Origin of the sequence: Nocardia mikamii NBRC 108933 (assembly GCF_001613505.1) — a bacterium.
Classification (GTDB): domain Bacteria; phylum Actinomycetota; class Actinomycetes; order Mycobacteriales; family Mycobacteriaceae; genus Nocardia; species Nocardia mikamii.
The window spans coordinates 117,409-142,898 of sequence record NZ_BDCM01000015.1 but is presented as its reverse complement, the minus strand read 5'-3'; the positions used below and the strand labels follow the sequence as shown (position 1 = coordinate 142,898).

Here is a 25,490-nt window from a genome sequence, read left to right as displayed (position 1 = left end):
ACCGGTATTCCCGGACTGCTCGGGTACGGTCGACGCGTGAGTTACCAGGTCAGCGACCAGACGCCGGGCATCGTGGGGGAGGCGCGCCGGTTGGTTTCGGCCGCCCGCCAGGCCTACGCGCCGCGTTCGCGCCCCGCCGCGATGCTCGGTGACTGTGCGCGCCGTCTCGACCAACCGCTGCGGGTCGCGCTGGCCGGGCAGCTCAAGGCGGGTAAATCGACATTGCTCAATGCGCTGGTCGGGCAGGATATCGCGCCGACCGATGCCACCGAATGCACCCGGATGGTGACCTGGTACCGCCACGGCCCGGCGCCGCGGGTGAGCGCCCTGGCCGCCGACGGCGCGAGCGCCGATGTGGTGGTGCGGCGCACCCCCGGCGCGGACGGGCTTCCCGGGGCGCACGGGTTGAGTTTCGACCTGTCGGCGCTGCGCTGGAACGCCGCCGGTGAGCACGAGGTCGACCATCTGGATGTGCAGTGGCCGGCCGCCACCCTGGCGCGCACCACCATCATCGACACCCCGGGGACTTCGTCGCTGTCGCGGGAGGTGTCGCTGCGCACCTCGCGCCTGCTGACACCCGACGCGGATGCGGCGGTGACCGTGCCGGAGGCCGACGCGGTCGTCTATCTGCTGCGCCGGCTGGACGCCTCAGATATCGGATTCCTGGAGCGCATCGGCGCCGGAGGTGCTGTCCGGCAGGGTGGTTCGGGTCCGCTCGGCGTGATCGGCGTGGTTTCCCGGGCCGACGAGATCGGCGCCGGCCGCATCGATGCCCTGCATTCGGCTCGCGAAGTCTCGGCCCGATTCGCCACCGAACTGGAACGAACCGGGTTGTGCCAGGCCGTCATTCCGGTCGCCGGTCTGCTCGCCTTCGCCGGTGCGACGCTGCGGCAGCGCGAATTCGACGCCTTCGAGGCGCTGGCGCGGATCTCGGTGGACGATCTGAGCATCGCGCTGTTGTCCGCGGATCGATTCGCCCATCCGGAGCTGCCCTTGCCGGTGCCGGCGGATCTGCGGGCGCATCTCGCGGCCCGGTTCGGCCTGTTCGGCATCCGCATGGCGGTGACGCTGATCCGCTTGGGTGTGCGCGATTCCGCCGCGCTGGCACGGGAACTCGCCGAGCGCAGCGGTGTGGAGGAACTGCGCACGGTGCTGGAAGTGCAGTTCGCCCAGCGAGCCGATCAGCTGAAGGCGCATTCGGCGCTGACGGCGGTGGCGCGCATCGTGGCCGCCCATCCGGGCACGCGCGCCGACGACCTGCTGCCCCATATCAACAGCCTGTTGGCGGATGTGCACGGATTCGCCGAGCTGCGTCTGCTCGGGCGGTTGCGCACCGACGAATTGCCGCTGCCCGCGGACGATGTCACCGAGTTGTACCGGTTGATCGGCGGTTCCGGCGTGGCACCGCACCTGCGTCTGGGGCTACCGCCGGACGCTCCGGGCGGCGAAGTGCAGGCGCACGCGGTGGCGGCGGTGCGGAAGTGGCGTGGCCGGGCGCGTCATCCGCTGGCCGACCGATTCACCACCGAGGCCTGTCTGACCGCGGCGCGGAGCGCGGAGGGAATCGTCGACCAGTTGCGGGAACCGGAAACCACGCCGATGAGCCGGGTGCGCCCGCCGCGCGCCCGCTGACCCTCGTACGGTGATGTGTCCCGCATCACAGTGGGTGCCTGTCACAACCACGTCCGGCCTGTGTCGAAACCGGATGTAAGGGCCGAACAGTCGGCCGGGCACCGATCCGAGGACACATCATGCCAACCGTCGTGACTCTCGATTCCTTCGTCAACTACCGCGAGAGCGGCACCGGACCGGTTCCGGTGGTCTTCCTGCACGGCAACCCGACCTCGTCGTATCTGTGGCGCAACGTGATTCCGCACGTCGACCCGCTGACCCGGGTGCTGGCGCCCGATCTGATCGGGATGGGGGAGTCGGGCAAGCCCGATATCGCCTACCGGTTCGCCGATCACGCCCGCTACCTCGACGCCTGGTTCGATGCCCTGGAACTGGAGGAGGTCGTGCTGGTGGGGCACGACTGGGGCGGTGCGCTGGGTATGGACTGGGCCGCGCGGCATGCCGACCGGGTGCGCGGCGTCGCGGTGCTCGAGACTTTCCTGCGACCGCTGCGCTGGTCCGAGATGCCCGAGCAGGGTGCGGAGCTGTTCCGGCGGTTCCGGTCACCGGAGGGCGAGCAGATGATCCTGCGCGACAACATGTTCATCGAATTCAACCTTCCGTTCGGCGCCCGCAGCCTGACTCCCGCCGACCTGGACGTATATCGGGCGCCCTATCCGACGCCGGAGTCCCGGCGGCCGATGTTGGTGTGGCCGAGGGAGATTCCGTTCGACGGCGAACCCGCCGACGTCGCCGCCGTCATGGAGAACTACGGCCGATGGATGGCTTCCACACCGGATATCCCCAAGCTGGTGATGGCTGTGGATGCCGGCGTCGGCCTCGGATCGTCGGACGCGGTGGAATGGGCGCGGCAGACCTTCGCCGCGGTCGAGGTCGTCGGAATCGGTGCGGCGGGACACCACGCGCCCGAGGACCGTCCCGACGCGATCGGAGCGGCCGTCGCGACCTGGCTGCGCGACTCGCGGCTCACGGAACCCCGAACCACGGTCCGGACAACACGGCAGTGACCTGCGCCGTTGCGGTGCCGTCCGCGGCACCGCACGATAGGTCGATGAGCGTTGACGACGCCGATGAGCGGATGGCCGAAACCGCCCTGGTCGATCGCGCCGTGGCCGGTGACCGAAGCGCCGTCACCGAGGTGGTGCGACTGCTACAGGATCCCCTGTACCGCTTGGCCTTACGGATGACCGGCAATCCGTCCGACGCCGAGGACGCGGTGCAGGAGATCCTGCTGCGCGCCGTCGGCAATCTCGCGAGTTGGCGCGGCGAGGCGAAGCTGACGACCTGGGCCTATCGCATCGGCGTCAACTATCTGCTGAATCAGCGCCGCCGCAGCCCGCAGGAATCGGCACGGCTGGATCTGGACGGCTTCGGCGCCAATCTGCTGGCGGGGCTGGCCGAACAGGACTACCGGGGCCCCGAGGCGACGGTGCTCACCCGGGAGGTCCGGCTCGTCTGCAGCCAGGCGATGCTGCAATGCCTCGCTCGTGACGAGCGGGTCGCGTTCGTCCTCGCCGATGTCTTCGAACTGTCCTCGGCCGAGGCCGCGTGGATCCTCGGCATCGGCGCGGCGGCCTATCGAAAACGATTGGAGCGGGCGCGAACTCGGCTCGGCAACTTCCTGAACGCCACCTGCGGGGTGGCGAATCCGGCAGCGCCGTGCCGATGTTCACGCCGCGTGCGGACCGCCGTCGATCAGGGCCGGGTGCGGCCCGGCAGGCCCGTCCTCGCCGGTCATCGGGTGACGCCCGGTGGTCGCAGCGCGGCCGACGCCGAAGCGCAGATGGCCGGCCTGCACGATGCCGCGTCGATCCTGCGGGCCCATCCGGATTACGCGATGCCGCCGGCCCGGCTGGAGGCGATCGCGACCCTGCTGGACTCCGGTCGCTTCCCCTTGCTCGACCGCTGAACGATCACACGTCGATCAGTGAACTCGACGGGTCCACAAGGATTTTCGCGTGCCGTTCGGGACTGCCCAGAGCGGTGAAGGCATTGTCGACACCCGCCAATCCCACGGTCCCGGTGATCAGCGGGGCGGGGTCGACCTTCCCGTGGGCGATCATGTGCAGGGTGTCGCGGAATTCGCCCGGGTCGTAGCCGAAGGCGAAGCGCAGTTCGATCTCCTTGTTGATCGCCATCGCGGGCCGGAAACGGTCGGTCTCCATGCAGACCCCGACCACCACGATGCGGGTCAGAGGCGGTGCGTCGGTGAGCAATTGGTCGATGATGCCCGGTACGCCCACACATTCGAACACCACCGGCCCGCCCGGCGCCGCGTCCAGGCTGTGCGCGAGGCGGAACAGATACCACCACGGCAGCTTCGGGATGCCGCGCAGTCGCGTCATGGTGTCGAAACCCAGATTGAGGATATCGGTGACGCCGGAGATGCGGCCCTTCGCGGGGTTGGCCGTCCACGGCGATTCCAGATTCGGATCCACCACCACATTCGCGCCACACCGGCGCGCGAGTTCGCGGCGGCGCGGTGAGAAGTCGCTGGCGACGATGTTTTTCACGCCCGCGGCACGCAGCATGCTGATGACCGCGAGGCCGATCGGCCCGCACCCGACCACGAACGCGGGCTGGTTGCGACCGACCCGCCCCTTGCGCACCGCATGCCACGCGACGGCCATCGGCTCGGTCAGCGCCGCACGGTCGGTGGCCAGCCCGTTGGGCACCGGGAACGTCATGGATTCCTGCACCACGACCTGTTCGGCGTAGCCGCCGGGCGCTTGCTCCGACAGCCCGGTCAATTCCGGTGTGCGCCCGTTGCGCACGATCGGCAGTGCCACTACACGGGTGCCCGGCTGCCAGCGTTTGCGGCAGTCGGGACCGTATTCGACGATCTCCCCGACGAATTCGTGGCCGAGCACCACACGCTGATGGGAGCGCATGAAGTTCGGATAACCGGTGACGGCCGCGAGGTCGGCCAGTTCGTCACAGTGCAGGCGGGCGTGCAGATCGGATCCGCAGATGCCGCATCGCGACACCGCGATCACCAACTGGCCGGGCCCGGGTTTCGGCGCCGGGATATCCGCGACTTCCAGCTTGCCTTCCGAACACACCACGGCCTTCATATCCGCACGGTACCGCGCGGGATGTGCCGAATCAGCGGGATTGCGGAGGAACACCCGCGGACAAATTGTCCAGATTTCCGAGCAGGTCGACCAGCAGGAATTTCCCCAGCGGCGAGGTGCAACCCTGTGCGGTGCAGCCCACCTCCGAGGAGCCCGGCATCGGGCCGTCGGTGAAGGCCGATTGCGCGCCGGTGGCCGTCACCTGCCGGAAAGACCTCCGAGGTCGAGGGTCGCCCCCCTGTGCCGCTCCGACACGCCGAGATGCGGATGCCGAGTCGCTACCATCCAGGGGTGAGCTCTTCTGGGTCCGGAATGCCGGGTATGCCCGCACCCGGCAGTATGCGGGCCCGCGATATGGACAGGGTTCAGGCGCGCACCCTGCTCGATGCCGCATTCGACGAGGGCCAACTGGGCGCCGACGAATACCACGACCGGTCCGACCGTGCGGCCACCGCGAAGACCGTCGGCGAACTGCGGAATCTGGTCGACGACCTGCAACCGCCCGCCGGCGGTGCGCAATGGAAGCAGCCACCGGGCCCACCCCGGCGAGTGGGCCGGTATCCCGCTCATATCCGTGCCCGCGACGCCGACCGGGCCGAAACCTGCCGAGCCCTCGACACCGCCCTGGCCGACGGCCAGCTCTCGGCGGAAGAACATCAGACCCTCACCGATCTGACCGCGGCCGCCGAAACCCTCGGCGACCTGGCCGAATTGACCGCGGATCTGCAACGCCCCGCCGAGGCGCCGATCGATCCGCGGGCGGGGACACAGAGCCGGACGGCGTGGTTCGCGGGCGCGGTGGCGGTGGCGGTGGCCGTGACGGCCGCGGCGGTGGGTGGATATCTGCTGACCCATCGGGTCGCCCCCGCGCCTGAACCGGTGGCAGCGGCGGCACCGCAGGTGGTGCGGCCCATGGTGATCGAGACGCCCGACCTCACCACGGTCGCCGGCTTCGAGAAATTCCGCAGTGACTACCAGGCGAAATTCGGTGATACCACCGTCGACGACCTGACCCTCTTTCCCGATCATGCCTCGGTCGACCGCACCTCGGTGCGGCAACCGAATCGGGTGGCCGACTACTCCTATCGGGGTGGTTTCATGCCGTCGACCGCCGTCACCACCCGTTCGGCCGACAAGCCGATCTTCGACCTCGCCGCGGTGAACACAGCCGCGCTGGGCGATCTGATCGCGCGGGCGGTACCGCTGCTGAAGGTCCCCGGCGGCGCGGTGAGTCATATCGACATGGGCATCGACACCATCAGCAAGGTGCCGACGATCGGCATCTACGTCGGCAATTCTTTCAACGAGAACGCGTACCTGGAGGCCACGCCCGCAGGCGATCCGATTCGCGTCTATCCATTCCACACATAGGTGCCGCCGATGGGAACTTTCGACACATCCCGCCGTACCGGCGCGTCCTCCTCCGCCGCGAACAGTGCTCTGCGCGTGCGTGATTCGGATCGCGTCGACGCCTGCGCACTGCTGGACGCCGCCCGCGACGACGGCCAGCTCTCCGATGGCGATCATCGGCGGCGCACCGCCGCGGCGATGAGCGCCCGCACCTTCGCCGATGTGGAGAAGGTCATCGGCGATCTCCAGATTCCGGCCAATCTGGTCGACGCTCCCGTCGTGCGCCCGGCGCGGCGACGACGGTCCAGGCGTTGGATGGTGGCCGGTGGGGCCGTGGCGGCCGCGGCGCTGATCGGAATGTTCTGCGGCTGGGTGAGCAGTGACAACGGTCCGCTCGTCGATCCCACGCCGCCGGATATGACGACCGCCGCCGGCATCGAAGCCTTCCTCTCCGATTACCGTCAGCACTACGGCGATCTGCTCGCCGACGACGTGACGCTGATGCCGGAGCATGCCTCGATCGAGCGGCCCCGCCCGGGGGATCCGTCGACCACCGAAAGAGCCTCCTACAAGGGCGAATTCGACACCTGGACGACCAGCAGCCGCGATCCGAAACTCGCGCCGATCGACCTCGGCACGATCGATGTGCCGAAGTTGGCGGCCCTGCTGGCCGGCGCCCCGCGAACCGTGGGATCACCGCAGACGAAGGTCAGCCATCTGATCATCGGTCGCGACAGCTCCGCGCCCGACCACCCGCCGACGGTCACGATCTTCACCGAAGGCGCTCGCAGCGGACACCTGGTGGTCGCGCCGTCCGGCGAACCGCTGGTGGTCTACAAGTCCCAGCCGTGAGGCAGTGAACATCTCAGCCGTAAGGCAGTGAAGATCTCAGCCGTGAGGCAGTGAACACGGCCCCGTCCTTTCGGGCGGGTTTCACCTGCGCGTCTCGGGTTAGCCGGGAAGTGAATCGCCGGTCGACGAAAGTGGGGTGTCGCAGATGAGCGGAAACGAGGATCGGATCGCCCGGGAACTGCTCGACCGAGCGGGGACGACCTATGCGGCCGAGGCGGGAATCTCCCTCGCCGACAAACCGGCCCCGCTGTTCCAGCTGCTGGTGCTGGCTCAACTGATGAGCGCCCCGATCACCGCCGATATCGCTGTCGCCGCCGCGCGCGAACTGAGATCGAGTGGCTATCGCACCCCGCAGCGTGTCGCCGAGGCCGGCTGGCAGGATCTCGTCGACGCGCTGGGACGCGGCCACTACCGCCGCTACGACGAATCGACCGCCACCCGGCTCGGTGAGAACGCCACGATCCTGCTCGACCGCTACCACGGCGACCTGCGGAAACTGGCCGACGAAGCGGATCGCGATCCGGATCGGCTGGCCGAACTCCTGCAGCAGTTCAAGGGCGTAGGGCCGACCGGCGCCGAGATCTTCCTGCGCGAGGTGCAGGACGTCTGGACCTGGGTGCGCCCACACTTCGACGACCGGGCGCGCAAGGGCGCCGATCTCCTGCATCTGTCGACCGATCCGAAGCGGCTCGATCGCCTGAGCCGTTCCGGTCACGACGCGGAACTGGCCGCCGCCTTGGTCCGGGTGAGTCTCGACAAGGATCTGGCCGACGAGGTGCTCGCGGCCGTCGGCTGAGCCCTGGAGATCGAAACGCCTGGTCATCCGCGTATCGCGGTGCCCGGCCGGGTGATCGCCGCCGGCGCGGGAAAATTTTTCGCCCCGCCGGGAATGAACCGTCCGCCCCGCTCGTTGAGCTGTTCGACGCAAGGTTGAGTGCAAGCGGCTCAAGTCTCTGGTTGACTCCGACGGGATCGGGGGGCAGGATTGAGCCGACCACGCTCAGTGTTGCTGAGGACCGTGCTCCGTGCGGTGTCAGGGGCGAGGTCCGACCGGCACGAACGGTGCCACGCGCAGGGTCGCCCCTGCACCACACACAGTTACATCACCTAGGAGGAACCACTATGGCTCGTGCGGTCGGTATCGACCTCGGGACCACGAACTCGGTCATCGCTGTTCTCGAAGGCGGTGAGCCGGTCGTCGTCGCCAACTCGGAAGGTTCGCGCACCACCCCGTCGGTCGTCGCGTTCGCCAAGAACGGAGAGGTTCTCGTCGGGCAGCCGGCCAAGAACCAGGCGGTGACCAACGTCGATCGCACCATCAAGTCCGTCAAGCGCCACATGGGCGAGGACTGGACCGTGGAGATCGACGACAAGAAGTACACGGCGCAGGAGATCAGCGCCCGTACCCTCATGAAGCTCAAGCGCGACGCCGAGGCCTACCTGGGCGAGGAGATCACCGACGCGGTGATCACCGTGCCCGCCTACTTCGAGGACGCGCAGCGCCAGGCCACCAAGGAGGCCGGCCAGATCGCGGGTCTGAACGTCCTGCGCATCGTCAACGAGCCGACCGCCGCCGCGCTGGCGTACGGCCTGGACAAGGGCGACAAAGAGCAGACCATCCTGGTCTTCGACCTCGGTGGCGGCACCTTCGACGTCTCGCTGCTGGAAATCGGCGAGGGCGTCGTCGAGGTTCGTGCCACCTCCGGTGACAACCACCTCGGTGGCGACGACTGGGACAACCGGATCGTCACCTGGCTGGTCGACAAGTTCAAGGCCAGCTCGGGCATCGACCTGACCAAGGACAAGATGGCCCTGCAGCGCCTGCGCGAGGCCGCCGAGAAGGCCAAGATCGAGCTGAGCTCCTCGCAGAGCACCTCGATCAACCTGCCCTACATCACCGTGGACGCGGAGAAGAACCCGCTGTTCCTCGACGAGCAGCTGACCCGCGCCGAGTTCCAGAAGATCACCTCCGATCTGCTGGACCGCACCCGCGCGCCGTTCCAGTCGGTGATCAAGGACGCCGGTATCTCGGTCAAGGACATCGACCACGTCGTGCTCGTCGGTGGCTCCACCCGTATGCCCGCGGTCTCCGAGCTGGTCAAGGAACTGACCGGCGGCAAGGAGCCCAACAAGGGCGTGAACCCGGACGAGGTCGTCGCCGTCGGTGCCGCCCTGCAGGCCGGTGTGCTCAAGGGTGAGGTCAAGGACGTCCTGCTGCTCGATGTCACCCCGCTGTCGCTGGGTATCGAGACCAAGGGTGGCGTGATGACCAAGCTCATCGAGCGCAACACCACCATCCCGACCAAGCGGTCGGAGACCTTCACCACGGCCGACGACAACCAGCCGTCCGTGCAGATCCAGGTCTTCCAGGGTGAGCGTGAAATCGCCTCGCACAACAAGCTGCTCGGCTCCTTCGAGCTGACCGGCATCCCGCCGGCCCCGCGCGGCGTGCCGCAGATCGAGGTCACCTTCGACATCGACGCCAACGGCATCGTCCACGTCACCGCGAAGGACAAGGGCACCGGTAAGGAGAACACGATCAAGATCCAGGACGGCTCCGGCCTGTCCAAGGAGGAGATCGACCGGATGATCAAGGACGCCGAGGCGCACGCGGCCGAGGACAAGTCGCGTCGCGAGGAGGCGGAGACCCGCAACCAGGCGGAGTCGCTGGTCCACCAGACCGAGAAGTTCATCGCGGACAACTCCGACAAGGTGCCGGCCGAGACCAAGGAGAAGGTCGAAGCGGCCATCGCCGAGGCCAAGCAGGCCCTGCAGGGCAGCGACATCGCCGCGGTGAAGTCCGCGGTGGAGAAGCTGGCCACCGAATCGCAGGCCCTGGGCCAGGCGATCTACGAGGCTTCGGCCGCCGAGGGTGGCGCCGCCGCCGACGGTGCGGGCAACGCGTCCGCCGGTGACGACACCGTGGTCGACGCAGAGGTCGTGGAAGAGCCGGAGAAGAAGTGACGGAACACAGTGGCGGGCCACTCGACAACCACGGCCCGAAAGAGGAGCCGGTCACCATCGTCGACAACCGAAAGATCGACCAGGACGGGAAACCGTCCGCTCCGCAGGGTGATGTGAGCGAGGCCGCGGCGAATTCCGCCGCGGCCCCCGCCGCCGAGGGTGACGCCCTCGCCGACAGCATCAGCGCCGAATTGTCGGAGCGCACAGCCGATCTGCAGCGACTGACCGCGGAATACGCGAACTACCGCCGCCGTGTCGATCGCGACCGCAAGGCCGCCATCGATTCGGCCAAGGCCGCGGTGGTCACCGAATTGCTCGGTGTGCTCGACGATCTGGATCGTGCCCGTGCCCACGGCGATCTCGAGTCCGGACCGCTGAAGTCGGTCGCGGACAAGCTCGCCGACGCGCTGCAGAAGCAGGGCCTCGAGGAATTCGGTGCCGAGGGTGAACCTTTCGACCCGACCCTGCACGAGGCCGTGCAGCACGAGGGCGAGGGACACAACCCGGTGATCGGGGTGGTCATGCGTAAGGGTTACCGCTTCGGCGACCGCGTCCTGCGCCATGCGCTGGTCGGAGTCACCGATGGGGTAGCGGATCTGTCCGACTCGTCGGACACTGCGAATGCCGGCCGAGATGCCGACGGTGCCGAGTAACACACAGTCGCGCAACGTGACGGAAGGAGGAGATGCCCGGTGAATCGGGAGTGGCTGGAAAAGGACTTCTACAAAGAGCTGGGTATTTCCTCCGGCGCGACCCAGGACGAGATCAAGAAGGCCTACCGGAAACTGGCCCGGGATCTGCATCCGGACAAGAATCCGGGAGATACCAAGGCCGAGGAGCGTTTCAAAGCGGTCAGCGAGGCCCACGCCGTGCTGGCCGATCCGGAGAAGCGCAAGGAGTACGACGAGGCCCGGCGGTTGTTCGCCAGCGGCGGTTTCGGCCGCGGCGGTTACGCACCGGGTGGCGGCTACACCGGCGGTGGTGGCTTCTCCAACGAATTCAACCTGGGTGACATCTTCGGCGGTGCGGCCGCCGGGGCGGGTGACGGCGGTCTGGGCGATATCCTCGGCGGCCTGTTCAACCGCGGCGGCACCCGGACCACGTCGCGCCCGCGACGGGGCAGCGATGTGGAGACCGAGACGACTCTCGGGTTCCGCGAGGCGGCCCAGGGCGTGACCGTTCCGCTGCGGATGACCAGTCCGTCGCCGTGTACGACCTGTCACGGCAGCGGCGCCAAGCCGGGCACCAGCCCGCGAGTGTGCCCGCACTGCAACGGAACCGGCGTGATCAGCCGCAACCAGGGCGCGTTCGGGTTCAGCGAACCCTGCGACGACTGCCGTGGAACGGGATCGATCATCGACGATCCCTGCACCGACTGTCACGGCACCGGTATCCAGAACCGGACCCGCACTATCACCGTACGCATTCCGCCGGGGGTGCGCGACGGGCAGCGGATCCGGCTGGCCGGTCAGGGCGAGGCGGGTCTGCGCGGCGCGCCGGCCGGTGACCTGTACGTCACCGTCCATGTCAGTCAGGACAAGGTCTTCGGCCGCAACGGCGACGACCTGACCCTGGTGCTGCCGGTCAGCTACAGCGAATTGGTGCTGGGTACAACGGTTTCCGTGCCTACACTGGAAGGCAGAGTCGGGGTGAAGGTGCCACCCGGCACCGCCGACGGCCGGACGCTGCGGGTGCGCGGGCGCGGTGTGCCCAAGCGCGGCGGCGGCGCCGGTGACCTGCTGGTCACGGTGAAGGTCGCGGTACCGCAGAAGCTGGACGACGAAGCCGCCGAGGCGCTACGGCGTTACGCGGAGGCGGAGAAGGCCGGCGGGTTCGACCCGCGCGCAGGTTGGGCAGGTGCGTAATGAACGGTGATCCGAAGAATCGGGCAACCGGCACCGAGTACTTCATGATCTCGGTGGCGGCTCAGCTGGCGGGAATGCACGCGCAGACGTTGCGGACCTACGACAGGCTGGGATTGGTTACGCCGCAACGCACGTCCGGCGGCGGCCGGCGTTATTCGTCCCGCGATGTGGAACTGCTCCGCGAGGTGCAGCGCCTGTCCCAGGACGAGGGCGTCAATCTGGCCGGGATCAAGCGGATCATCGAACTCACCAATCAGGTCGAGGCGCTGCAGCAGCGGGTGGGTGAATTGACCGCCGAGGTCGAACGCCTGCGGGCCGGGCATCGGCCCGATCTGTCTCCGCCGCAACGCAGCACCGCACTGGTGGTGTGGCAGCCGCGCAACAAACGGCGGTAAGCGAGGTCGGCGCGGCATCGCTCCGCGACCGAACACACTGTGCGACAGCGTCCCCGATCGGGGACGCTGTTCGCGTATCCGGGTGCCGGACGGCGACCCAGCATGCAACCGGCAAATCTGAAAATCGCGTATCGGGCCATGCAGGACCACTCCCGAACACGCCGAAATACATGGCGTGTCACGGTCTTTGGGTCGGTTTCCAGGGGCCTACACGCCCGCGGACCTTGGTTCGGCCGAATTACCTCCCTGTTGTTCCATCAGTGCGTCCCGCGCCCGGCAAACCTCGCCTACACTCGGTCTCCATCGGCTGCGCCGCGTGTCCGGCGGCACCGCGCTCACCGGACCGGCCCGTGTTCGACGTGCGAAATGGGGTTGTGGACAAATGGATTCGCGGACCGTCGCGTTGATCAGAACGACGTTCAAGGCGGTGGCCGCGGAGGACGGCGGCCCCGAACAGCTCGCCCGCTCCTTCTACGCTCTGCTGTTCACCGAATATCCACAGCTCCGGGATTTCTTCCCCGCCGCTCTGGAGGTGCAGCGCGACCGGCTGGTCAAGGCCATCGGCTATGCCGTGGACCGGCTGGAGGAGCCCGAGCAACTGCTGCCCTTCCTGGCCCAGCTCGGTCGCGACCATCGGAAATACGGTGTGGTCGCCGAACATTATGCCGCCGTGGGCAATTCGCTCAAGTGCGCCTTGCGAGCCCACGCCGGAACCGAATTGTGGACCGACGAGGTGGAGCAGGCCTGGGACGCCGGCCTCGGGCTGATCGCCGAGACGATGATCGGCGCCGCCGAACTGGAGACGACACCGCCGGTCTGGACCGGAACCGTCGTCGAACATCGCGAGGTGCTGTGCAATCTGGTCGTCGTCCGGCTGCGACTCGACCAGCCCATGTCCTATGCGGCAGGACAGTATGTGAGCGTGCAGATCCCGGCCCGCCCGCGGATGTGGCGATACCTGTCCCCGGCGATTCCGGCGAACCCCGAGGGCGAGATCGAATTCCATATTCGCAGCGTCAGCGGCGGCTGGGTGAGTCCGGCGATGGCCGGCCACACCGCGATCGGCGACCAGTGGCTGCTCGGGGCGCCGCTGGGCGGGCTCGGGGTTCCGCGCAACACGCGCCGCAAGATGCTGATGGTCGGCTGCGGCACCGGAATCGCGCCGCTGCGCGCACAATTGCTGGCGATGTCGCAACGGAGATCCAATCCGAAGGTCCACCTGTTCGTCGCCGGACACCATCCGTGTGATCTCTACGATCTGCCGACGCTGAGCGAACTGGCCGTCGCGAACAGATGGCTCACCGTCGTTCCGGTCACCGAAAGCGACGACAACCCCTGGTGGTACTACCATCCCGAGCGTGTCGAACCCGATCTTCCGGGCATAGCGCCGCGCGAAACGGGACAGATCGGAGCCGTCGTGGCCCGCGGCGGCGACTGGTCGGACTGCGATGTCCAGATCGTCGGATCACCGAGTACGGTGCAGACCACCAAATTCCGGTTGATGGCGGCGGGCACGCCCACCGAGAACATCCGCCACGATCCGCTGTTCTAGACGTCCGCCGAAGCGGGTCCCGGGGCGGATCAGAGCCCGTCGAAGCGAATCGCCTCCGCCGGCGTGCCCGTATTGACCAGCACTTCCAGCGTGGCCTGGGTCATTCCGGGCGAGCCGCACACCAGGACCTGATGGTGCAGCAGCGGGCCCATATCGCCCACCACATCGGCCAGCGTGCCCTCGAGCATTTCGTCGACATCGAATCCGACATCCACGCGGCAGCTCTCGTACCACTGGTCGACCCAGTTCGGATCCTCGGCCCTCTCGACCACCGGGATCACCGTCAGCCAGGGCATATCGCCGGCGAGCAGGTAGAGCATGTCGGAGGCGTAGAGGTCGCGCGGGCTGCGTCCACCGATGAACAGGTGGGTGCGCGGCGGCTGCGGGCGACGGGACAGATCCAGCAGCAGTGAGCGCATCGGCGCCAAACCCGTTCCGCCGGCGATCATCACGAGGTCGGTGGTGCCGGGGTCGACGCTCAGCCACCCCGCCGGGGCACTGATCCGCCACTCGTCGCCGGGGGCCGTCTCGGTGACGATCGATCCGCTGCACCATCCGCCCGGGACGGTGCGGACGTGGAATTCCAGTTTGCCGTCCAGGGAGGGCGGCAGTGCGGGTGACAGCCGGCGTCGCATACCCGGATGCTGCGGAATCTGGACCTCCACCGACTGGCCCGGTTCGAACGGGACGAATTCGCCGATCAACCGGACCACCGCGAGATCGTGGCGCAGCCGATGATGTCCGACGACGGTCGACGACCATTCCGTCGGCGCGTCCAGCCGAATCTCGCCGGTCTCATCCGGACCCAACGTCACCGTTCCTCCTGTGATCCGCGGGATATCTGCCGCGTCCGAAAAGTCTTGTGCCGGGCCCGGTCCCGTGCGTTCCGGCCCGCCCACCAAGGTACGCCGCGGACGCCCGGTTGCCTACCGATTGCCGCTCATACGGGATCGGCGCTGATGATGTGTTCGGGGGTGCCGACCGCCAGCAGCGCCCGCTTGGTGTCGGCGATCATCCGCGCCGATCCGGCGATCTGGATCTGCCGATCCGACCACGAACCGAAGCTGGCCACGACCGCGCCCAAATTCCCGATCAGCCGCCGATGCATGCCGTAGGGCGGATCGGCGGGCGGATGCGGATGCCACCACGGATTCGTATCGCTCTCGCAGACCGGCACCACTGTCAGCCACGGATTGCTCAGCGACAGCTGCCACATGTTCTCCACGTCGTAGAGATCGCACGGATAGCGGCCGCCGATGAAGAAGTGCACGCGCGGGTTGACGCCGCGCCGGCCCATCTCGATCAATTGGGCACGCAGCGGCGCGATTCCGGTCCCGGAGCCGATCATCAGCACATCGCGCTGTGATCCGGTGTCGATGTGCAGGCCGCCCAGCGGTCCGGCGATCAACCAGGTGTCGCCGACCTCGGTTTCGGCGACGATCGCGGGACTGACCCACCCGGTGCGGATCTTGCGGACGTGGAATTCGATCTCGCCGTACGGGTTCGTGGGAATCGCCGGGGACAGATACCGCCACATCTTCGGCCGCTGGGGGATCGACACCGGTACGTACTGGCCGGCCTGATAGGGGATCGGCTCCTCGGATTGCAGCCGCACGATCGCCAGATCGTCGAGCACCCGCCGATGCCCGACCACCGTGGCCTCCCAATACGGTTGTGAGGTATCGGAATTGGCGCCGATGGCCATCGAGGCCGAGATGAGGATCGCGATATCGCGCCAGCCGTCCTCCAGATCATGCGTCCAGAGCGGGCCGTTGTAGGTGACGAAGGCAGCGAGTAACGCGCGTCCGGCGGCATCGTAATGTGCCGCCTCGACACCGTATTTGCGGTGGTCGAGAGCCAACTGTTCCAGGAACCGCTGGGCGCGGTCCCAGTTCTCCAGATGATCCAGCACGAACTGGATGGCGGTACACACCCGCTTGGGCTGCATATCCATCGTGTGCGGGAACAACTCGCGCAGGCCGGGAGCCTCCGCGAACAGATGCCTGTAAAACGCGCCGATCAGTCGTTCGGGCCCTTGCGGCGCCTCGACGATCGATCGGAAGTTGGCGCGGACCAGCGCTGCCGAACGCGCATCCACGACGCGAGCTTCCTTTCCTTCAATGTGTCCGACGACCACTGCCGTGTCGTCGGCCTCCGTGGACCAGTATCCCCGAAAAAACCGTGGTCGTACGGTGATGAGCGGATCACTTTACCCAGATCCGCCGAGGGTGAAACGATTGGCCACAGGTTCGGAGAATATGTCAAACTTGAGCGGAACAGACTCAACTCCTACCGCGTTGAACTGTCCAGAAGAGTCCGTGCGGCCCGCGCGGACCTGACCGACAACCACGCGAGACGACCGTAGGAAGGTGATCGTGGACTCGTTCAACCCCACCACCAAGACTCAGGCTGCCCTGACGGCGGCCCTGCAGGCGGCTTCGGCCGCCGGAAATCCGGAGATTCGCCCGGCTCACTTGCTGGTGGCGCTGCTGGATCAAACCGACGGCATCGCCGCCCCCCTGCTCAAGGCTGTCGCGGTCGACCCGGCAACGGTGCGGCGCGAGGCGCAGGACATCGTCGACCGGCTGCCCCGCGCGACCGGCGCGACCACCCAGCCGCAGCTCGGCCGGGAAGCACTCGCCGCGATCACCGCCGGTCAGCGCCTCGCCACCGAACTCGGTGACGAGTACGTCTCCACCGAGCACGTCGTGGTGGGGCTGGCCGAGGGTGATTCCGACGTCTCGCAGCTGCTGCTGAAGTACGGCGCCACCGCCGACGCGCTGCGCGAGGCGTTCACCGCGGTACGCGGCAATACCCGCGTGACCAGTGCGGACCCCGAGGGGACCTACCAGGCGCTGGAGAAGTACTCCACCGATCTCACCGCCGCGGCCCGCGAGGGCAAACTCGATCCGGTCATCGGCCGCGACACCGAGATCCGGCGCGTGGTGCAGGTGCTCAGCCGGCGCACCAAGAACAACCCGGTGCTCATCGGCGAACCCGGTGTCGGTAAGACCGCCATCGTCGAGGGGCTGGCCCAGCGCATCATCGCCGGCGACGTCCCGGAGTCGCTGCGCGGGAAGACGCTGGTCTCTCTCGACCTCGGCGCGATGGTGGCCGGCGCGAAGTATCGCGGTGAGTTCGAAGAACGGCTCAAGGCGGTGCTGGAGGAGATCAAATCCAGTGCCGGACAGATCATTACGTTCATCGACGAACTGCACACCATCGTCGGCGCCGGCGCGACCGGCGAATCGGCCATGGACGCCGGCAACATGATCAAGCCCATGCTGGCGCGCGGTGAACTGCGCCTGGTCGGCGCGACCACGCTCGACGAATACCGTCAGCACATCGAGAAGGACGCCGCCCTGGAGCGGCGGTTCCAGCAGGTGCTGGTCGGCGAGCCGTCGGTGGAGGACACCATCGGCATCCTGCGCGGGCTCAAGGAACGCTACGAGGTGCACCACGGTGTGCGGATCACCGACTCCGCGCTGGTGGCCGCCGCGACGCTCAGCGATCGCTACATCACCTCGCGGTTCCTGCCCGACAAGGCCATCGACCTGGTCGACGAGTCGGCCTCGCGGCTGCGCATGGAGATCGACTCGCGGCCCGTCGAGATCGACGAGGTCGAACGGGCGGTGCGCCGCCTCGAGATCGAGGAGGTCGCCCTCGCCAAGGAAACCGACGAGGCGTCCAAGCAGCGACTCGACAAGTTGCGCCAGGAACTGGCCGACGACCGCGAGAAGCTGAACCAGCTGATGGCGCGCTGGCAGAACGAGAAGCAGGCCATCGACTCGGTCCGCACGATCAAGGAGCAGCTGGAGGCGCTGCGCGGGGAATCCGAGCGCGCCGAACGCGACGGCGATCTCGGCAAGGCCGCCGAACTGCGCTACGGCCGCATCCCGCAACTCGAGAAGCAACTCGCCGAAGCCGAGAAGAACGCCGGCAAGGCAGGCACCGGCAGCCTCGAGGACGAGGTGATGCTCAAAGAGGAGGTCGGCCCGGACGACATCGCCGAAGTGGTCTCCTCGTGGACCGGCATCCCGGTCGGGCGCATGCTCGAGGGCGAAACCCAGAAGCTGCTGCGGATGGAGGAGGAACTCGGACATCGCGTGGTCGGACAGGCCGAGGCCGTTGCCGCCGTCTCCGACGCGGTGCGCCGGGCCCGGGCCGGGGTCGCCGACCCGAACCGGCCGACGGGTTCGTTCATGTTCGTCGGACCGACCGGTGTCGGTAAGACCGAGCTGGCCAAGGCGCTGGCCGACTTCCTGTTCGACGACGAACGGGCGATGACCCGCATCGATATGAGCGAGTACTCCGAGAAGCACTCGGTGGCTCGCCTCGTCGGCGCCCCGCCCGGATACGTCGGCTACGACCAGGGCGGCCAGCTCACCGAGGCGGTCCGGCGACGGCCGTACACGGTGGTGCTGTTCGACGAGATCGAGAAGGCGCACCCCGACGTCTTCGACATCCTGCTGCAGGTCCTGGACGAGGGGCGGCTCACCGACGGGCAGGGCCGCACGGTGGACTTCCGCAACACCATCCTCATCCTCACCTCCAACCTGGGTGCCGGTGGCGACAAGGAGTTCGTGATGAACGCCGTGCGCTCGGCGTTCAAGCCGGAATTCCTCAACCGCCTCGACGATGTGGTGATGTTCTCCGCGCTCGACGAGGAACAACTCGAGAACATCGTCGACATCCAGCTGGGGCAACTGCAGAAGCGGCTCTCGCAACGGCGGCTGAAGCTGGACGTGAGCGATTCGGCGCGGTTCTGGCTGGCCGTGCGCGGCTACGACCCGGTCTACGGCGCCCGGCCGCTGCGCCGGCTGATCCAGCAGGCCATCGGCGATTCGCTGGCCAAGGAACTGCTGGCCGGTGAGGTCACCGACGGCGATCTGGTGAAGGTCAACGTCGCACCCGACGGCGACGGGCTGATCGTCGGACGGTGACGACCGGGCTCGATCCCGGGGCGCGGTGTGTGAGTGAATCGCACACCGCGCCCCCGCGTATGCGCCCGATTCCGCCCGCCCCGATCCACCTGTCCGCGCACTTCGCTGAAGCAACGCCGATCTGCACCTACCCTGGTTGGCATGACGAATCCGAGCGACCCGTGGGCGCAGCGTCCGGATTCACCCGATAAGCCGACCGAGAAGCTCGGCGCATCGGGCCGGCATCCGGACGACGGCGCGTCACACACGACGGAATACTCGGAAGCGTACGGTCAGAGCCCCGAGCCGTACGAGAGCACTCGTCCCTACGGACATCCCGGGCCCTACGAACACACCGCGCCCTACGAATTCCCGTCCCACCCGGAATATCAGGGCCGGTATTTCGAACAGTCACCCGGGCCCAACGCGACCCGCGAACTTCCGCCCTACGACGGTCGATGGGGCGCGTACGAATCCGGGTACAGCGAACCCGGTGAATACCCCCCTTACGGTTCCGGCGCTCCCGGCACCACCGCCCCGCAGGGAGCGGTCGGACCGACCGGGCTGCCCGTCGAACCGCCGCGCCGCAACCGCACCGGCCTGTGGATCGCGCTGACCGCGGCCGTCTTCGTCTTGGTGGTCCTGGGCGGGATCGCCGCCGGACTGCTGCTCGCCGGCAACGACTCCTCGTCCTCCGATGCGGCCGCCACCGGCCGGCCCGCGCCGACGCGTGTCCCCGTGGTGCCGCCCAACCCGTCCGGCGGCGCCCAACCCAGCCTCCCGCAGCTCCCGGGCCTCGGCGATATCGACGGCCTCGGCGCGACCATGGGGACCGTGAACAGCAACGACGGCACGACCATCATGTTGCAGTCGCTGCTCGGCAACTCGGTCACCGTGCACACGGATGCGGACACCCAGGTCATCTCGATGGGCACGGGGAAGGTGTCCGATCTGAAACAGGGCGACATGGTGGTCGTGCAGGGCGACAAGAATCCGGACGGCTCGATCAAGGCGAAGATCATCATCAGCACTCAGCTGCCGAGGTAATCGCGGCGGCGGAGTCGACGACCGCAGCCGCGGGGTGAGTGCGACGCTCCGGGTGCGGCGTCCGCGCCGCACCCGCTCGGGGGTGTGACGTCGGACGGCGGGCGCGAACCGCGGGACGAACGGGCGCGAGCAATCGAGGTCGTACCCACTAGACTCGGGTGCGATGACAGCAGCAATCTGGTTCGGCCTCGCGGCGATCGCACTGGTGGGTGCGATCGTATTGCTGTATTTCGATCGCGTGCAGCGGCAGCGGACCGGACACGTACGGCAGGTCTGGGCCAAATCCCAGGGATACACCTACGTTTCGGTCGAACCTTCGCTGGCATCGACATGGCGGCGGGGCGCGATGGCCAAACTGGGGTATCTGTCCGCGATCGATGTGGTTTCCGGTAATCGCAAGGGCGAGAAGTTCGTTCTGTTCGATCTGGAGGATGCCGCGACGCTGGTCGCCGTGCGCCGCCAGATCGGCTCGGACATCGATATCGACCTGCGCCTCAAAACCGCCTCCCCGCCCAAGGACGCCGACCTGGAACTGCTCGGCGCGATCGGCGACCGCGTGGTCTTCGCGACCAATCCGGACGTCGCTCGCCACGCCGTCGACCAGCGGATGGTCCACTTCATCGAAACGCTGCCGACGACCGTGCAGCAGTTGTGGAGTGAGGGCAACTGGACGCTGGGTATGTTGCCGGTCGGCACCGTGGCCAAGGATTGGGAGGCCGCGATCGACTCCGTGCTGCGGCTCTCGGGTCTGCTGCATGTGCTGCCGCCGGTCGCCGGCGGCGACCGCGGCCGCCTGGAATCCGATGAGCACGATCCCGGGCGTCCGCGTCCGAACGCCGCCGACGAACCGGGCGAAGCCGATCGGGCTTACCGCGACCGCTACCGCGACGAGGCGATAGCCCCGGCCCGCGGCGACGACTTCGACGACTACGACGAGCGCCGCGGCGACCGATTCGAGCGCTTCGACGACGAATTCGAGGACCGGTTCGAGGACGAGCACGGTCGAGACGACCGGTTCGGTGACGAGCAGGATTTCCGTGACGAGCGCGCACACCGGCCCCGGGACGGCGAAGCACGCGGCGGCCAGGGCCGATTCGCGCACGACGACGTGGACGGCATCGACCGCGCGGACATCCGGCGCGGCGGCACCGACGCACCGGCCGGTCCCCGGCCCGGCGACACACGTGACTCCGGCGAACGTCCGGCATCCGATGCGGTGGACCGCGAAGGCGGCGTGATCGCCCCGCCGGTCGGCGATCTCGCGGGCGAGGCCGAGCAGCAGCCGCCGCGTCGCCCGGCGCTCGCGGTGGTGCCGGATCCCCGTAACCGGGTCCGGCGCAACTGGCCGCCCGCCGAGGAATTCCTCGAGGGCGAGGAATCCGATTCGGCCGCAGAGGATTTCGATGAACCGCCCGCCGAGGACGAGCTGCCGCAGCGTCCGGGCGGTCCGTTTCATCCGGGGTTCCGTCCCTATCAGGGCCCCGCACCGCGGTGACCGGTCCGGTTCGCGAACCGGTGTCCGGGCGCCGGGATTATCCGCCCGACACTAGGTGGTTGACGACCCATGACCGATAGCCCCGCAGATTCGGGGGCCGCCCGCCTCCCCGGCGCCACCCGTCCGGTCGCCCTGGTGACCGGACCGACCTCCGGGATCGGCCAGGGCTACGCCACCCGGCTGGCCTCCCTCGGCTACGACCTGGTGCTGGTGGCGCGCGACGAGCAACGCCTGACCGCCCTCGCCACGGAATTGCAGCACCGCTTCGATACCCGCAGCGAGGTCCTGGCCGCGGATCTGGCCCGGTCCGAGGACCGCGATACCGTCGCCGCCCGCCTCGGTGCCGGCGTGGACTTCCTGGTCAACAATGCCGGCTTCGGTATCTCGGGTGAGTTCTGGACCGTGGAACCGCGGGAATTGCAGGCCCAACTGGATGTCAATGTCACCGCGGTGCTGCAATTGACACGTGCCGCACTGCCGCCGATGATCGCCGCCGCCAAGGGTTCGGTGGTCAATGTCGCCAGTGTGGCCGGGCTGGTACCGGGCCGCGGCTCGACCTATTCGGCCTCCAAGGCCTACGTCATATCCTTGACCGAGGGCCTGGCCGGCGGACTGGCCGGGACCGGGGTCCGGGTGCAGGCGCTGTGCCCGGGATTCGTGCACACGGAATTTCACGAGCGCGCCGGAATCGAGATGTCGTCGCTACCGAAACCTCTGTGGCTCGACGTCGATCAGGTGGTGTCCGGTTCGCTGCAGGATCTGGAGAAGAATCGGGTGATCAGCGTGCCCGGGGTGCAGTACAAGGCGCTCACCACCGTCGCCGGGCTGATCCCGCGGAATCTGGTGACCCGGCTCAACCGAGGCATGTTCAACGCACGGGGAAGGACATAAACCCACATGATCGAATCCACCACCGACCGCGACAGATTGGCCGAGCTGGTCCGGGAGCTCGCCGTCGTGTACGGCCGGGTGACCCTGTCCTCCGGTAAGGAGGCCGACTACTACGTCGATCTGCGCCGGGCGACCCTGCATCATCAGGCGGCGCCGCTGATCGGCACCCTGCTGCGAGAGTTGGTGTCGGACTGGGAATTCGACGCCGTCGGCGGGCTCACCATGGGCGCGGATCCGGTGGCGCTGGCGATGCTGCACGCCCCCGGCCGCCCGCTGAACGCGTTCGTGGTGCGCAAGGCCGCCAAGACGCACGGCATGCAGCGGCAGATCGAGGGGCCGGACATTTCGGGCAAGCGGGTGCTGGTCGTCGAGGACACCACGACCACCGGCAATTCGCCGCTGACCGCGGTGCGGGCGCTGCGTGAGGCCGGTGCGACCGTGGTCGGCGTCGCCACCGTGGTCGATCGCGAGACCGGCGCCGACCAGGTGATTGCCGCGGAGGGACTGGAGTACCGCTCCATTCTGGGCCTGAAGGATCTGGCTCTGGGGTGACATTCGGGCCTGGGTTAGCCTGGACGCTGGTCTTATGTACGACAGCGTGAAGGGTCGAGTGAGTCTCCTGTGGTGAGCATTGCAGTGAACGAGGGTCGCAAGAACGTTGCGATGCTCGGCATCGGGGCATACCGGCCGAAACGTATCGTCAGCAACGCCGACGTCTGCGAGGTTCTCGACTCCACTCCGGAGTGGATCTTCGAGCGGACCGGCATTCGCAATCGTCGCTGGATCAGCGGTGACGAGACCCTGCGCTCCATGTCGGCGGCCGCCGGTGAGCGGGCGATCACCAACAGCGGTATCGACCGCACCAAGATCAGCGCGCTGATCCTCGCCACCTCCAGCTGGCTCAAGCTCACCCCGCACGGCGCACCCTCGGTGGCCTTCGATCTGGGGATGAACGGCATCCCGGCCTTCGACCTCACCTCCGGCTGCGGCGGCTTCGGTTACGCCCTCGGTGTGGCTGCCGACCTGATCCGGGCCGGTTCCGCCGAATACGTGCTGGTCATCGGCGCGGAAACGATGACGGTCGGCCTCGACCCGACCGACCGCGGCACCGCCATGATCTTCGGCGACGGTGCCGGCGCCGTCGTGGTCGGCCCCAACGATGTCAACGGCATCTCCCCGACGGTGTGGGGCAGCGACGGGGAGAGCGCCGAGGCGATCTCCCAGGACGTCAACTTCTTCGACTACATGGACAGGGCCGAGCGACTGCAGGGCACCGACCCCGAGGTGGAGCCGGTGGGCCGGATGGCGCTGCGGATGGAGGGGCCGCGGGTGTTCCGTTGGGCCGCGGTCACTCTGCCCCGCGCCCTGTCGACCGCGCTGGAGGTGTCGGGCGTGGCCAAGGAGGATATCGAGGTCTTCGTGCCGCATCAGGCCAATGCCCGCATCAACGAGCTGATGAAGAAGAACCTGGGCCTCGCCGACGACATCCCGATGGCCAACGACATCGAGAACACCGGCAACACCTCCGCCGCGTCCATCCCCCTCGCCATGGAGGAGATGCTGGTGACAGGTAAGGCCAAGGGTGGGCAGCTGGCTCTGCTGCTGGGCTTCGGCGCCGGGCTCAGTTACGCCGGGCAGGTGGTCACCCTCCCGCCCAAGCCGATCGAACCCAGCTTCTGAGCAGGCCGGTCGCGACCCGGTCCCGGTCGTCGCGGACGAGTGAGAAGGATGGACTCCGAATGGCGCGACCTTTCCGCGCGGCATACGCAGGTGCCGCGGTGATTACCGTTCTGTGTGCCGCCACCGGGCGGGATCGGTGGCAGTGGGCGACGAAACCGCTGCTCATGCCCCTGTTGGCCGCCGATGCGGTGCACGCGGGGCGCGCCTCGCGCGGGACGAGCGCCGGTGCGGACTCCGACCGGGCGCTGCTGCTCGGATCTCTGGCGGCGGCCACCGTCGGCGACGTACTTCTGATAGATCCTGACGACGACCGCCGGCTGGTCGCGGGCGCTTCCGCCTTCGCGGTCATGCAGTGCGGATATGCGGCGCTCTGGTGGCGGCGCGGTGCGCGGCCGCAGCCGGTGATCGCGGTGCCCCGGGTCTTCGCGTGGCTGGGCGCCGCCATGCTGTTGCGGGCGCGTGCGCCTCGCATTGCCGCGCCGCTGACCGCCTACGGTGCGACGCTGGGGACGGCGGCGACTCTCGCCTCCGATCCGGCCCTGGCTCCCGGTGCGAAAGTCGTTGGCGGAACGGCGGTTCCGGGAAGCGACCCGCGCAGCCGCCTGGCCCTGGGCGCCCTGCTGTTCACACTCTCCGACGGCCTGATCGTGCTGCGTCGCCTGTTCGCGCGCACGTCCCGCTCCCGCCGCGCCAGCGAAGCCGTCATCCTGGCGACCTATGCCGGTGCCCAGTATCTGCTGACCGCGCCATCCGACTTCGACTGAGCCGCATCGTCATTGCCCGCGGGGTGGGCGGCTCACAGACAGAGCATGATCCGATCGCGGTCGGCCGGGTCCACCCGGATCGAAATCGTCTCGCCCACATGCATTCTCGGCCGGTCGATCGGGGCGACGTCGAAAACGACCGTGCCCCGATAGGTTTCCGACCCGGGAACCGTCAGCTCCAGATCGAGTTCGGTCAGTTCCGTATGGTGATCGGTGAACTGCAGCGGATGCACCCGCTCGATGGTCGCCCACCCCTCCAGTCCGTGCCGCAACAACCGCCGGTCCGACCGCGTCGGCCGCTGTGCCAGCATCATCCCGATTCCCACACACGATCCGAACGCCCCCACCAACGCCATGATCTGGTACGGCTCGGTCCCCGGCGGCGTGTGCTGGTGCACCCATCCCAGCCACAGCCCGAGCACAATCACATACCCGACCGTCACCCCGAGCACGGTCCGAAGAATGCGTACGTGGTCCATAACCGCCTCCACCACCCCGCGGATACCTCAAGAATAGGCCCCACCGACCCCACCCGGCCCGGATAGCGCATAACGGACAGACACGTTTCGGCCAACCGGCCGAGACGCGGGTCACCCGCCGATCGCCCGACTTCGCCGCCCGCAGGCGGACCCTTCGCCGTCGCGCCCGGCTATTCGGACCGTGATCCGATCAGCGCGGTCAGATCGATTGTGACGGGAGTGCCGGACAAGTCGATCCGCCGATAACCGGTAAGTGTTGTCGGAGCGTCGAGGTCGAGGAGCCAATAGTGTTCGATCCCGGCCTCGGCGTATTCGGCGAACTCGGTGACCCGGTCGGTGCGCCGCGACCCCGGGGAGAGAATCTCTACCGCCAGCAAGACCTCGTTCGCATTCCAGCGCGGGTTGGCCTCGATTCCAGCGTCGGGGACAACGATGAGTACCCCCTCCACGAGCTCGTAGCTACGGCTGTTGTCCTCCGGCAGCGCCTCCCAGTCCGCCATCGTCAGTAGACGATCGGGCCAATGCATA

24 protein-coding genes are annotated in these 25,490 nt (G+C 67.9%); 18 read left to right on the top strand and 6 right to left on the bottom strand.

The window, feature by feature from the left end; translation table 11 throughout:
• The first annotated feature begins 36 nt into the window (after positions 1–36).
• The 3 genes from NMI01S_RS25425 to NMI01S_RS25415 all read left to right on the top strand — a co-directional run bounded on the left by NMI01S_RS25425 (position 37) and on the right by NMI01S_RS25415 (position 3,541).
• Entirely contained in the window at positions 37–1,632 is a 1,596-nt protein-coding gene (locus tag NMI01S_RS25425; RefSeq protein ID WP_245717017.1) for a dynamin family protein, read from the top strand.
• A 119-nt stretch (positions 1,633–1,751) separates the two neighbouring features.
• A complete protein-coding gene (locus NMI01S_RS25420; RefSeq protein WP_063001225.1) occupies positions 1,752–2,639 on the top strand; it encodes a haloalkane dehalogenase in 888 nt (295 codons plus the stop codon).
• A gap of 44 nt (positions 2,640–2,683) precedes the next feature.
• Positions 2,684–3,541 (top strand): RNA polymerase sigma factor, encoded by an 858-nt coding sequence (locus NMI01S_RS25415; RefSeq protein WP_063001224.1) that lies wholly within the window; start codon positions 2,684–2,686, stop codon positions 3,539–3,541.
• Between the two features lie 4 nt (positions 3,542–3,545).
• Here NMI01S_RS25415 and NMI01S_RS25410 read toward each other — a convergent pair whose 3' ends face one another.
• On the bottom strand, positions 3,546–4,706 hold the full coding sequence (locus tag NMI01S_RS25410; RefSeq protein ID WP_063001305.1) for a zinc-binding dehydrogenase: 1,161 nt from the start codon (positions 4,704–4,706) through the stop codon (positions 3,546–3,548).
• A gap of 31 nt (positions 4,707–4,737) precedes the next feature.
• A complete protein-coding gene (locus NMI01S_RS35060; RefSeq protein WP_157126355.1) occupies positions 4,738–4,908 on the bottom strand; it encodes a hypothetical protein in 171 nt (56 codons plus the stop codon).
• An 89-nt stretch (positions 4,909–4,997) separates the two neighbouring features.
• On the opposite strand from NMI01S_RS35060, the gene NMI01S_RS25405 reads away from it, so the two are divergent.
• The 8 genes from NMI01S_RS25405 (at position 4,998) to NMI01S_RS25370 (ending at position 13,684) form a co-directional block, all read left to right on the top strand.
• Positions 4,998–6,077, top strand: a complete 1,080-nt coding sequence (locus NMI01S_RS25405; protein ID WP_167669936.1) for a DUF1707 SHOCT-like domain-containing protein — start codon at positions 4,998–5,000, stop codon at positions 6,075–6,077.
• A 9-nt stretch (positions 6,078–6,086) separates the two neighbouring features.
• Entirely contained in the window at positions 6,087–6,908 is an 822-nt protein-coding gene (locus NMI01S_RS25400; RefSeq protein WP_063920860.1) for a DUF1707 SHOCT-like domain-containing protein, read from the top strand.
• Between the two features lie 145 nt (positions 6,909–7,053).
• Positions 7,054–7,704 (top strand): HhH-GDP family DNA glycosylase, encoded by a 651-nt coding sequence (locus NMI01S_RS25395; RefSeq protein WP_063001221.1) that lies wholly within the window; start codon positions 7,054–7,056, stop codon positions 7,702–7,704.
• Between the two features lie 326 nt (positions 7,705–8,030).
• On the top strand, positions 8,031–9,872 hold the full coding sequence (dnaK, locus tag NMI01S_RS25390; RefSeq protein ID WP_030516678.1) for a molecular chaperone DnaK: 1,842 nt from the start codon (positions 8,031–8,033) through the stop codon (positions 9,870–9,872).
• Positions 9,869–10,525, top strand: coding sequence for a nucleotide exchange factor GrpE (grpE, locus tag NMI01S_RS25385; protein ID WP_036506542.1), 657 nt, complete (start codon positions 9,869–9,871; stop codon positions 10,523–10,525). Before dnaK ends, grpE begins: the two co-directional genes overlap by 4 nt.
• Before the next feature lie 39 nt (positions 10,526–10,564).
• Entirely contained in the window at positions 10,565–11,737 is a 1,173-nt protein-coding gene (gene dnaJ, locus NMI01S_RS25380) for a molecular chaperone DnaJ (RefSeq protein ID WP_063001220.1), read from the top strand.
• Positions 11,737–12,132, top strand: coding sequence for a heat shock protein transcriptional repressor HspR (locus NMI01S_RS25375; protein WP_063001219.1), 396 nt, complete (start codon positions 11,737–11,739; stop codon positions 12,130–12,132). Before dnaJ ends, NMI01S_RS25375 begins: the two co-directional genes overlap by 1 nt.
• A gap of 382 nt (positions 12,133–12,514) precedes the next feature.
• Positions 12,515–13,684, top strand: a complete 1,170-nt coding sequence (locus tag NMI01S_RS25370) for a globin domain-containing protein (protein WP_063001218.1) — start codon at positions 12,515–12,517, stop codon at positions 13,682–13,684.
• Positions 13,685–13,713: 29 nt separating this feature from the next.
• Here NMI01S_RS25370 and NMI01S_RS25365 read toward each other — a convergent pair whose 3' ends face one another.
• Positions 13,714–14,499, bottom strand: a complete 786-nt coding sequence (locus NMI01S_RS25365; protein WP_084513249.1) for an FAD-binding oxidoreductase — start codon at positions 14,497–14,499, stop codon at positions 13,714–13,716.
• A gap of 125 nt (positions 14,500–14,624) precedes the next feature.
• A complete protein-coding gene (locus tag NMI01S_RS25360) occupies positions 14,625–15,782 on the bottom strand; it encodes an FAD-binding oxidoreductase (protein ID WP_063001217.1) in 1,158 nt (385 codons plus the stop codon).
• 277 nt (positions 15,783–16,059) lie between these two features.
• On the opposite strand from NMI01S_RS25360, the gene clpB reads away from it, so the two are divergent.
• The 7 genes from clpB to NMI01S_RS25325 all read left to right on the top strand — a co-directional run bounded on the left by clpB (position 16,060) and on the right by NMI01S_RS25325 (position 24,483).
• The gene (clpB, locus tag NMI01S_RS25355) at positions 16,060–18,627 is read left to right on the top strand and encodes an ATP-dependent chaperone ClpB (protein WP_063001303.1); all 2,568 of its coding nucleotides are present in this window, start codon (positions 16,060–16,062) and stop codon (positions 18,625–18,627) included.
• A gap of 141 nt (positions 18,628–18,768) precedes the next feature.
• Entirely contained in the window at positions 18,769–19,653 is an 885-nt protein-coding gene (locus NMI01S_RS25350) for a DUF5666 domain-containing protein (RefSeq protein ID WP_063001216.1), read from the top strand.
• Positions 19,654–19,816: 163 nt separating this feature from the next.
• The gene (locus tag NMI01S_RS25345; protein WP_063001215.1) at positions 19,817–21,148 is read left to right on the top strand and encodes a TtfA family protein; all 1,332 of its coding nucleotides are present in this window, start codon (positions 19,817–19,819) and stop codon (positions 21,146–21,148) included.
• Between the two features lie 69 nt (positions 21,149–21,217).
• Positions 21,218–22,039, top strand: a complete 822-nt coding sequence (locus NMI01S_RS25340; RefSeq protein ID WP_063001214.1) for an SDR family NAD(P)-dependent oxidoreductase — start codon at positions 21,218–21,220, stop codon at positions 22,037–22,039.
• 6 nt (positions 22,040–22,045) lie between these two features.
• Positions 22,046–22,591, top strand: coding sequence for an orotate phosphoribosyltransferase (gene pyrE, locus NMI01S_RS25335; protein WP_063001213.1), 546 nt, complete (start codon positions 22,046–22,048; stop codon positions 22,589–22,591).
• Positions 22,592–22,660: 69 nt separating this feature from the next.
• On the top strand, positions 22,661–23,719 hold the full coding sequence (locus NMI01S_RS25330) for a beta-ketoacyl-ACP synthase III (protein WP_063001212.1): 1,059 nt from the start codon (positions 22,661–22,663) through the stop codon (positions 23,717–23,719).
• A gap of 59 nt (positions 23,720–23,778) precedes the next feature.
• Positions 23,779–24,483 (top strand): lysoplasmalogenase family protein, encoded by a 705-nt coding sequence (locus NMI01S_RS25325; protein WP_063001211.1) that lies wholly within the window; start codon positions 23,779–23,781, stop codon positions 24,481–24,483.
• A gap of 32 nt (positions 24,484–24,515) precedes the next feature.
• Here the strand turns inward: NMI01S_RS25325 and NMI01S_RS25320 are convergent, their stop codons facing one another.
• Together NMI01S_RS25320 and NMI01S_RS25315 are read right to left on the bottom strand one after the other, a co-directional pair.
• Positions 24,516–24,962, bottom strand: coding sequence for a hypothetical protein (locus NMI01S_RS25320; protein WP_063001302.1), 447 nt, complete (start codon positions 24,960–24,962; stop codon positions 24,516–24,518).
• 170 nt (positions 24,963–25,132) lie between these two features.
• Positions 25,133–25,489: a Uma2 family endonuclease gene (locus NMI01S_RS25315; protein ID WP_218021114.1), complete on the bottom strand. Its 357-nt coding sequence runs from the start codon at positions 25,487–25,489 to the stop codon at positions 25,133–25,135.
• Position 25,490 lies beyond the last annotated feature (1 nt).